Consider the following 11,288-nt stretch of genomic DNA (forward strand, 5'->3'; position numbering starts at 1 on the left):
CGCCCGCCGAATACGAAGCCAACCACTACCGAACGACCACGAAACCCCAGGTCACAACCACCATCTGAGATCTCTATCGAACCCGGAACGGTTCATTGTCCGAGGTGGGAATGACGGCGTTGGGTGTTGCGGCGGTTGAGCCGGCGGAACGCGTCGAGACGGGTTTTGCGTTCGCTAGACCAGTGCTTTCGGCCCTGAAGCGTTTCTCGTTTGAACGTCGCGTTGAAGGACTCGGCGAGCGCGTTGGCCGCCGAGCTGCCGATCGCGCTCATGGACTGGCGGACGCCGGCCTGGCGGCAGGCGTCGGCGAAGGCCCGGCTGGTGTACCGGGCGCCGTGATCGGTGTGCATGACCGCTCCGGAGAGGCTGCCGCGGGCGCGTTCGGCGGCGGCCAGGGGGTCGATGACGAGGCCGGTCGCATATGGTCCGCGATCGCCCATACGGCCAGGCGGCGTGAGGCGAGATCGATGACGGTGGCCAGGTAGAGGAACTTCCCGCCGTCGAGCGGGAGATAGGTGAAGTCGCCGACGTACTTGGTGTTCGGCACGCTTGCTGTGAAGTCGCGGCCGATGAGGTCCGGGGCCTTCGCCGCGGCCGGGTCCGCGACCGTGGTGCGGTGTCTGCGACGCAAGCGCACGCCCGCCAGACCGGCAGCCTGCATTAGCCGCGCGACCCGCTTGTGGCTGACGCGCTCGCCCGCCTCGCGGCGTTCGGCCGTGATCCTGGGGGCGCGTAGGTGCCGTCCGACTCGTCGGACGGCCTCGGACCGAGCCGCCCGGCAGGCGGCCGACGCCCGGCTCGCCTGGAGCGGGCGATGCCCACGATGGTGCACAGCCGCTTCACGCCGTAACGGCGCTGATGGTCGGCGACGAACTGGAAGCGGTTCACCGGCGCGTCTCCCAGGCGAAATACTTCGCCGCCTTCCGCAGGATCTCGTGCTCTTCCTCCAGCTCACGGAACTTCTTCCGCAGAGCGGCGTTCTCCGCCTCCAACGGCGTCGGCGGCTCTGCCGACACCTCCACCCGGCACCCTCGAGGCCGGCTCGCTCCGGCCGCCCGGACCCAGTTCCGCAGGGTCTCGGAGTTGATCCCCAGATCGGCAGCGACCTGCCGGATCGTCGCCTCGGGCCGCGACTCGTACGGCGCGACCGCGTCCGCCTTGAACTGCGGCGGATAGTTCTTCATGACCACGAGATGTCCGTTCTCAGATCCTCGGGATCCAGTGTCTCGTGTGTCCAGGATCAAGGGTCAAGGCCCGGGGTTGAGCCAGTCGTCGAGGTTGAAGTACTCCTGGTTCTGGCCGGACGGCACGCTGTCGGCCTCGTTGCCGGTGGAGACGTCCATGGGATCGAGGTCCATGAAGCTGTTGTACAGTTCCTCGGCGTTGAAGGAGAAGTCCATGGGGTCAACGGTCGTGTGGGGGTGGAACTGCCCGGTGATATCGGTGGTCGAGATGTGGTCATTGTCGAGCGGTGTGCTGTCGAAGTGTGCGGTAGGGGTCGACTCCATGGGGTCATCGACCGGGTAGAGGCTGACCATGTCCTCATGGACGGCGGCGGTCCACACGTAGCCGTGGCCCGGTGGGTTGCCGATGTTTTGGGCATCGGTGGAGGGGCCTGTCGGTTCGTTTGCGGGGACGGTGTGGGAGGTCAGCCAGGCGGAGAAGTCGGGGGGCGACATCACGTCGTTGAGGTCGGATGTGTTGCCGCTGTCCGCGGTATGGGTCGCGTGATGGCTGGGGGGTGTTTTCGTCGTGTTCTGGTGGGTCCCGTCGGGGTGGGGCGGCTTGTTGGGGAGATGTGGTGGCGGGGTGGGCTGGTGGCCGGTTACTGGCGACGGGCGGGTGTCCGCTGCCGGTCCCGGCGGTGCGGAGGCACCATGCCGCCGTGGGTTGTCGGGCGGCGTCAGCATCACGTACGCATCGCTGCCGGCATGGCGTGTTTTCAGGATGTGGACTTCCTGGTCCACCTTCGCGCCGCGGTACACCTGGGGAAGGTTCTTGCCGTCGCTGTGGAGGGTGAGCTGCAGGTTCAGCAGGTTGGCGATGTCCCGGTTGCCGGGTGTTCCCGGGCTGTTGTCGTTCACGTAGTCCGCCAGCGACTCGTGCTTGCGGACCAGGTTGGAGACATCCATTTTGTTGTCGTCGAGAAGTTTGGTGATGTGCTTCGGGGCTGCCGCGTAGAGGGCGCCGAGGAGCGTGGTCGCACCTCCCGGATCGCAAGAGAGACCCCGCTGTTCAAGCAGGACCTCCTCGGTCGAGTTCGGCTCCCAGGGCTTCGCCCAGGACAACTCCCCCTCGCGTATCTGGGCGACTTGTCTGCTGGTGAAATAATCTATAAGTCCCAGCCTTTTCCGGGCATAATTCGCGAGCTTCTGATTGGTCATCGTCCCCTCCGCCTTCCGATGGACGATGGCGGCGAAAAGGTGCCTCTCGGTTTCGCTGAGCTCACTAAGGACGACCGCCTTGGCGTTGGGTGTGATGAGGCCGATAACCTCATTCTGCGTGAGATCAAGCCCGGTTTTGTCGAAGATATAATTCCTGATGTTGTGGAAGGTGTGATTTTGCTCGTTGCGCCGCAGGATTTCCTCTCGGATGTCGGGGGGGATGACCGGCGCAGTGGCGGACGTCGAGGCCCGGGAGGGCACCCCCTTGGGCGGCTGCGGGCGGGTCGCGGCTGGAGGGCTGTTCGTGGTCAGCGGATCGTCATCATCGGTCACCCTCTCAGTCGTCGGGGGATCCCCGGGCGTCTTCACCTCGCCCTGGCCGGACCCGCCGACGTGAGGTGACTGCGCAAGGGGAAACAGGCCCCAGTTTGTGTGTGGGGTGTTGTCCATCTCCGGGGTTTGGGTGTCGGTCTCGTCGGCCTGCACCGCGAGCAAAGGCGGCCCGACCGGGAACACCGTGTCGAGATCCAGCCACTCTCCCGTGGCGGACGTGCTGTCGTCGCCGCCCACAGAGACGTTCACGCCTTCAGCCGCAAGACTTGCAAACAGCTCGTCGGTGCCGGCGCCTGACGCCAGGAACATCTCGAAGTTGGCCGGCGTGTCGGTCTCGTCGGCCTGCACCGCGGACAAAGGCGGCCCGACCGGGAACACCGTGTCGAGATCCAGCCACTCTCCCGTGGCGGACGTGCTGTCGTCGCCGCCCACAGAGACGTTCACGCCTTCAGCCGCAAGACTTGCAAACAGCTCGTCGGTGCCGGCGCCTGACGCCAGGAACATCTCGAAGTTGGCCGGAGTGCCGAGTACCTCTGGATCGGGCAGGTTCAACGGGTTGGTGACCGCATCGGGGTTGAACTGCCCCTCACCAAGGTTGAGATCCGACCCGGTTCCATCCCCGCCAGGCGGGCCGTTGAGCTCCCCCTCCCCGAAGGACACCTCCATCGAGTCAACCACAGGAGTGACGTCTGACATGAGCAGGTCCCGGACGGTGTCCTGCGGCGGGAGAGGCTGCGCGATGGCGTCCGCGATCTGCTGGGCGGTGGGCATCCTCTCGAGGAATGGCAGTTCCCTGAACACCTCCTCCGCCAGTTCCGCGTTGTCCATTCCGACGTTCTGCGCCTTGGACTGGTGGACCTGCTGGTGGAACCAGGTCTGCTCGACCGCCGGGAGTGTGCCGAGGTCCAACTGGTCGTACCTGATGCGGTTCGTGACGTGATCCGCGGCTTCCTCGGCGGTGAGCCACTCTTCCTTGCGGAGCCGCGTTTGGATGTCGGGCAAGGTCAAGCCGGCGGCCGTGAGACGTTCGACCTTCGCATCAATCAGCACAGCGAGCCGCAGACCAACGAGGGGCGCATCGTCGCTGCCCGGCGATGCCGGAGGGCTGGCGACCACCTTTTTGGCGAAGTCCGCGATGCTTGCGAGCAGCTGGAGGCTTGTGAGAGCGGGAGTGTTGCCACTTTCCTCGGTATCGGTCGACGAGGGACTTTCGGTCGTCTCCGACTCGTCCTGGCTGACCCCGTCGGAATCGGGCGACTCGGCACGAGCAAGCGATGGCGGAGTCGGCTTGTCGACGGATACCGGCGGCGCGCTGGTGTCCGCCTCCGATCCCAGCGATGGCGAGGCACGGTGCGGAGATGCGGTGCGCTGGCGGCGAGGGGCGGGTTCGGTCTGGCTGACGTCCGTGCTGTTTTCGCGAACGCGCTTGTCCCGCTGCGGGTTGTCGGCCGGCGTGAACATCCGGAACGCAACGCTGCCGTCATCGCGTGGCGTTGCCTGGAGATGGACATCGAGGACCGTGGCACCGCTGCCATACACCTCGGGCCGGCCACCTGCGCGGTAGACAATGATCCGAAGATTCAGCAGGTCGGCGAATCCCTGTGGGTCAGACACTCCCCGCTCGTTGTCCTTCATGTAGTCCGCCAGCGACTCTTGCTGGCTGATCACGTTGGAGACATCTCTATCCTGCGCTCCGAGAAGGGTGTTGATGTACGTCGGGGCTGCCGCGTGGACGGCACCGAGCAGGGTGGTCCTATCACCCGGATTGTTAACGCGACGCTGCTCTTCAAGCAGTTCCTGCGGGGTTGCGCGGGAACTCTCAATCAGCACGCCCTGCTGCGGGTTGTCGGCCGGCGTGAACATCCGGAACGCAACGCTGCCGTCATCGCGTGGCGTTGCCTGGAGATGGACATCGAGGACCGTGGCACCGCTGCCATACACCTCGGGCCGGCCACCTGCGCGGTAGACAATGATCCGAAGATTCAGCAGGTCGGCGAATCCCTGTGGGTCAGACACTCCCCGCTCGTTGTCCTTCATGTAGTCCGCCAGCGACTCTTGCTGGCTGATCACGTTGGAGACATCTCTATCCTGCGCTCCGAGAAGGGTGTTGATGTACGTCGGGGCTGCCGCGTGGACGGCACCGAGCAGGGTGGTCCTATCACCCGGATTGTTAACGCGACGCTGCTCTTCAAGCAGTTCCTGCGGGGTTGCGCGGGAACTCTCAATCAGCACGCCCTGCTGCGGGTTGTCGGCCGGCTTCAACATCACGAACGCAACGGTGTGTCCTACGACCGTTTCCAGGAGGTGGACGACGTGCGCCGAGGCCTCATGGCCATACACCTTCGGCTCGTCCTCGACCTCACGGTGGACGGTGAGCCGAAGGTTCAGCACGTCGGCGAACCCCTGAGGGTCAGACACTCCCCGGTCGTTTTCCTTCATATATTCCGCCAGCGACTCTTGCTGGCTGATCACATTGGAGACATCTCTACCCTTTTCTCGCAGAAAGGATTTGATGTAATCCGACTCCGCCGCGTGGACAGCACCGACAAGCGACGTTGCGCCACCCGGATCATAATCTCGGCGCCGCTGTTTAAGTAGTACCCGCTCGCCCATGGCCGGCTCCCAGCGCCTCGCCTGTTTCACCTTCTGGCTGAGTATCTTCACGACCTGGTTCCCCGTGAAGTAGTTTTTCATTCCTAGCTGACTTCGGGCGCGATTCGCGATCGCTTGAACCTTCATCCCTCCCTTTGCGTACTGTCGATAGACAATAGCGACAAAATTCACATACTCAAGCCGGGTCAGATTAGAGGTGCTGATCAGGCTCGCGCCAGGAGTGAGGATGCCGGCGATATCATGGGCCGTGACCTTCGAATTGCATGCTTCGCTAACCCACATCGCAATTCTATGGAGATTTTGATTCAATGCAAAGCGTTTTCGGATCGCTTTTTCAATATCAACTGTCAGGCCCGACACAGTGGCGGGTGCCGAAGTATCGATCGTCTTGGCTCGGGGCACGATGACATCGACGATGTCGTCGATCGAGATATTCAGATCGGGACGAATTCTGCGGCAGGCTTTCGCTATCTGGGAGAGGTTCTCATCCTGTTCGTAGCGCCGCAGAATGTCTGTTTGCATGCCCGGTGGGATGATCGACGTGGTGTCAGGCGATTCCTCGTTGTCGATGGGAGTAGGTGCCGAGGGTGCACCTTCGGGGGTCTGCGGGACGGTTTCGGGTGATGCTGTTGGGGCCTCGGTTGTGTTGAGGTCTTCGGTGTTTGGCTGGGTCTTGGTGGATTCGGTGTCGTCGTGGGTGTGGTTGTCGAGTCCGTTTGGCCAGTCGGGCCATTGGGGTGTGATTCCCGCGTGTTGGGCGAGTTGTTGGATGGTGGTGTTGGGGAGGGTTCCTGCGAGGCCGTTGTTCTGGTGGAGGGTGTTGGGGAGTGTGTGGAGGGGTTGTTGGGTCTGGTTGGCTTCTTTGATGGTGCGGGTGAGTCGTTGGAGTACGGGGGTGGGGAGGTCGGTGATGTTGAGGGTTCCGGGTGGTCCGTAGCCTTTGGGTGGGAGGGGTGTGGTGAGGGCTTGGGTGATGTGTTGGGTGGTGGGGACCTTTTGCAGGTAGGGGAGTTCGCGGAATACGTGTTCGGCGAGGATGGAGGGGGTGAGGTCTGGGTGTTTGGCTTTGGCTTCGTGGGTGTAGTGGTGGAGCCAGGTTTGCTGGGCTGGGGTGAGGGTGTCGAGTTCCAGTCGTCGCTGTCGCTGGGAGTCGGGCCGGGTGAGGTGCTTGTTGATTTCGGTGTCGGTGAGCAGGTGCTGGAGTTCCAGTTTCTCGCGGATGACGGTTCGGGTGTCACCGGCTGCTTCGAGTCGTTGGATCTTTGCGTCGAGGAGTGCGGTGAGTCGGGGGCCGCGGACGTATGTGGGCGGGCCGGCCGGCTCGTTCATGAACGGCCGGGCCTCCGTCTCCGGCTGGGTCTGCGTCTGCGTCTGCGGATTCGGTGCGGTGACAGGGTCGGCCGTTGGGTTCTTGCCAGCTGTTTCCGTGGCGGAGTCGGCCATGGTGATGTCCGGGCCGGAGTCGACCGGCATGGTGTCGGCGTCTGTATCGGGGGTGATCGCGGTGGTGTTCGGGTTCGGGTCTGTGGTGGTGGGGCTGGGTGTCGGGTTGGGCTTGGGGGTTGTTGTTGTGGTGGTGGTGAGGTGGGTGTGGAGGGGTTTGAGGTGAGTGTGGTGGGGGGGTTGGTTGAGGTGGGTGTGGGTTGTTTGGGCGTGTGTGATGAGGGCGGCGGTGGCGACGTAGTCTTCGCGGCGGTTGGGGTGTGTTTGCGGGGGTGTGTGTTTGTTGGGTTGGGTGCCTTGGCCGAGGAGTGTGGTGCGGAGTTGGTCGATCTGGTGGGTGGTGGCGTTGTGGATGAGGGCGTGGAAGGGGGGTGTGGGCCGCTCGGGGTGGGTGAGGTGGTTGATGAGGTAGTGGATGTGGAGGAGGGCTGCGGGGTGGTAGGAGCCTGGGGTGTTGGTGGTGGGCCAGCCGGCGAGGAGTTGGTGGAGGCGGGGTGAGGTGATCAGGGTGGTGAGTTGGTGGTGGTGGTAGCGCAGGCGGCAGATGGCGGCGAGGGCGTCGCGGTCACCGTTGAATGCGTCGGCGATGAGTTTCCGGGTGGCTGTCTGGACGGTGGAGGCCTGTTTGACGACGTCGGCGCGGATGCTGTCCAGGGCCTGGGTGAGGGTGAGGTAGGTGTGGTCGCTCTGGAGGGCGGGGGGTGGGGGGATGGGCGGTGCGCCGGGGTGGGGTCGGTGGATGGTGGTGAAGTGGTAGGTGGGGTATTCGTAGCGGATGAGGCCGATGACGGGTCGGGTGCCGGGCTCGGCATAGCCGATGGGGAGGATCTGGCCGTGTTCTTCGAAGATGTGGTGGTGGACGCCGAAGAGTTCGGCGGTGAGGCGGGTGGTGTGGTCGCCGGCATGGTTGTTGAAGTTGCCGGGTTGGGCGATGAACTTGGCGTGTTCTTCGCGTTCTTCGGGGTCGGTCATCTCGGGCAGGATGTCGGTGTGCTGGTCTGAGGTGAGGAGTGCGGCGGTGGCGCGTCGCATGCGCCGGATCCGCGGGAGACCGTCGGGGGGCCGGATGCCGTCCTGGAGGTTGTTGAGGACGTGGTCGACCTTGTCGGTGCCGAGGGCTTGGACGATGGAGGCGAAGAGGCATTCACCGTCGGCTTTGACGGTGGTGGGCTGCCAGCCGCCGGCGGCGAGCAGCACCTTCTGCGCGAGGTTCGGCTGATACTTCTCCCGCGCATCCCCCAACCCCTCCAACGACCCGAACCACTCACTCCACGCCTCCAGCGACGCATCACTGCCCGGCCCCGGCAGGTCATGGCCCTGCAACAGCACGTCCAGGCCCAGGCCCAGGTCCATCCCATCGGACTCGGACTCGGACTCGGACTCCGGGTCGTGGGAGGAGACGTGGCCCGGGTTCTGTGCCGGGCGTTGTGTGGGGTCAAGTGTGTGGAGGATTTGGCACCACAGGTCGGCGATGGTGCTGTGCAGGAGTTCGCCGGCGGCCAGGTCGCGGATGTTCTTTTCAGCGGCCTCGCGGGTGAGGTCCGGATCCGTCCAGATGCCTGTGGCGGTGCGGAAGGCCTTCCTGTAGGGGGGGTGTTGGCGCAGCAGGTCGTGGACCTCGGACTCGGTGCGGCCCAGAAAACTCACGAGTTCGTCCAGGGAACCGGATTCCTCGGACGGGTCCAGGACGCTGCCATAGGCGAAGTCCACAGCGAAGTCGAGGCTGAAGTCAGGCTCGGACTCGGCATCAGAGTCCGGGTTGAGGCCAAGGTCCGGGCTGGGCCCGGCCGGCTTGCCACCCGAGGCGGTGAGGGTGTGCCGTTCCTCCCATGCCGGGCGGACTAGGGAGTCGAGGATGTGGAGGTGCTGGAACCAGAGGTCGGCGGTGCTGGGGTGCAGGGACTCGTCGGCGACCAGCTCACGGATCTCCTTCTCGGCATCCTCGTGGCCGATGCCTCGATTGCCCCAGATTCCCTTGGCGGTGCGGAAGGCCGTGGCGTAGGAGGGGTGATCGAGCAGCAGGCCGTGGACTTTGCCGATGCCGGGGTCTTTGTCGGGGTCATCGCGTGGCCACATGATCCGCTGGACCTCACGCAGCGGGATGGCCTTGTGATAAGGGATCTGGGTGGTGTAGGCGAGGCCCACGGCACGGGTGACGTTGGGCTCGGCCACCTGACCGCCGGACGGTGCCGGCTCGGTGGGGTTGCTGAACGTCAGGCCCTGGAACGCTTCCATCGCCGCGGCGAACGACGGCGAAGACGCCCTCACCCGCGGGACAGGAGCACGCTTCGATGCCGGTGCTGGGGTGGTGGTCTTCTTGTTCTGGTCGCGGCCCAGGGTGATCAGGTTGGTGTGGGGGTGGGGTGTGGTGTGCGGGGGAAGCCCGAGCGCGGTGAGGCTGTCGGTGAGATTGTTGTGCAGGGGAAGGTACTCGCCGTTCGGGCCGTGCAGGGCGAACGGCTGTACCTGCACCGGTAGCGGAACGGTGGCGGAAGGGTCACCCGGCTGGCTGGTGAGGAGCGTATGGGCCGGGGTGGAGACGAAGTTGCCGGTGAACGGCTCGACACCACTCTCACGCGCGGTCGGTGCCAGCACCCAGCCCCCACAAGACATGGCGGTGTCCGCGGCGGTGCTGTGCGGGCCACCGAGCTGCCCGCACCCGAACATCACCAGCAGACCCGACCTATCCCACAAACCCTGACCCGCCGTGTAGTCCAGGAACCCGGCCGCGTCCTGCCCGCTGCCCTCGATGAGAGGCTGCCCGTCCTCACCATGCAGGACGACCGTGGTCACCTGCGGATGCTCAGGCAGGAAACGGAACGCCGAAGGCACCTCCGCACCATGTTCGGGATCGGGAAGGAAATGACTCCGCACCCCCACCCGCTTCGGCCCCCAACCCGAATCCGAATCCGAATCCGAATCCGAATCCGAATCCGAATCCGGATTCGGATTCGGATGGGGGGCGGCAAGGAAGGCATCGAAACGGCTCTTCACCTCGTCCGGACCGGGCGAGGGCAAAGTCCCGCGCAGCCGGACCGGCTTCGGGTGTCCGGCGGGCGACGTGTTCGGCGACCGCGGTGGGAGCTGCGGTTGTCCTTGGGTGGAGGGTGGGGTGAAGTCGAGGAGAGCGAGGGCCGCTGCGGGCAGCTGCACCGTGTGCTCATCGCCGCCCGGCCCGGGCCGGTGGTCGGTCAAAGTCTGCACCCGGGAGGCGAGTTCAGGTTTCACGCTCAGGAACTTGAACACGCTCTCCCAGATCATGTTCCCCTGCGGATGCCCCTCAAGCAGGCCGTCAACACGGGCCAGGTCCAGGTCACCGTCCCGCTCCTGCAGACCCTGGACAAGCCTCGTCACGACCCTCTTGGCCAGCAGCAACGTCTCCGTACGCGGATCCGCCCGCCCCGACAACAACGGCACGGGCAGCGGACCGGACTTCTCCAGCCCGAACAGATCCCAACCCGGCCCCGCAAAGTGCCCGTCCGACGCTGTCGTGCTCCCGGTCGAGACCACCGCGTCCACAAGATCCTGCGTCAGCTGACCAGCACTCCCAAACCGCCTCTCCCCCAGCCACACCTCGTCAGAACCCGCCTCCCAGTCCCCGGCATCCCCTTCCCCCAGCCCCTGCTCCTGCGGTACCGGGAACGAGCCGAGCCCCGCGACCTGCGCAACCGCGGTGGAGTCCGAGTCCTCGCCTGTGTGATCACCACCGGACACAGCGCTCGCAGCACCGCCCGACTCGTCCACCCCAGGCAGGTCCGGCAACACCGGCCCGCTCCGCAACGGGCCAGAGTCACCTTCCCCCGGGATGCCGGCCGTGCCGGGTGCGACCGTCAGGCTCGGCGATCCAGCAGCCGTGACCTCGAAACCCGTCTGGTCGGATCCACGCAGCGCCTCCTGCAGCCCGGTCGAGGTGCCGTTCCGGCTGGACTCCGACGCGATCCCGCCCTCCACGGACCCGGCACCGGACCGCGATGATGCCGGCACCTTCACCGACTCCCTATCACTCAAAGAAGGAACCTGGTCCTGCCCACGACCGGGCGGGATCGGACTGGTGCGCTCCAGGCCCTGGGCCACCGTCACGCTCTGACCGATGCCACCTTGCTCCGCGGCCTGCTGACCAACACCCGCAACCCCGCCAGAACCCCCGCCCCGACCGCCGGCCACATGCGCCTCAGTGCTCGTATCGCCACCAGTACGCCATGCGTTCTCCGACCCGGTGTCCCGCCCGCGATCACCTCCAACACCGGATCCCTGACCGTGCGGCTGGCTGCCGTTGGCGCTGGGGCTTCCGGCACTGCTGATGTTGGAGGTGGTGGTGTCGGCTTTGGTGGTGGTGGGGCTGGTGGTGGGGGTGGTGGGGTCGAAGTCCAGGCTCGTGCCACCCACGTCGATCGGCGCCAGCGCACCGTAGACGGGAGCCGGGCCGGTGTCGACGTCCACCAGGGTGTCGGTGTCCGACGCCGGGTTGTCCGTGTCGGAGTCCTGACCCTGCGCACCGGGCCCGGGAGGGCCCGA

General features: G+C 65.4%; 1 protein-coding gene and 1 pseudogene. Both read right to left on the reverse strand.

From position 1 onward, the window contains the following. Nucleotides 1–92: 92 nt before the first annotated feature. Nucleotides 93–1,190, reverse strand: a pseudogene (locus tag ABT342_RS37225) (IS3 family transposase). A 57-nt stretch (nt 1,191–1,247) separates the two neighbouring features. Continuing rightward, nucleotides 1,248–11,213: a hypothetical protein gene (locus ABT342_RS37230; RefSeq protein ID WP_351583756.1), complete on the reverse strand. Its 9,966-nt coding sequence runs from the start codon at nt 11,211–11,213 to the stop codon at nt 1,248–1,250. Nucleotides 11,214–11,288: the final 75 nt, after the last annotated feature.

The organism is Streptomyces sp. NPDC000410 (assembly GCF_040300305.1).
GTDB lineage: Bacteria > Actinomycetota > Actinomycetes > Streptomycetales > Streptomycetaceae > Streptomyces.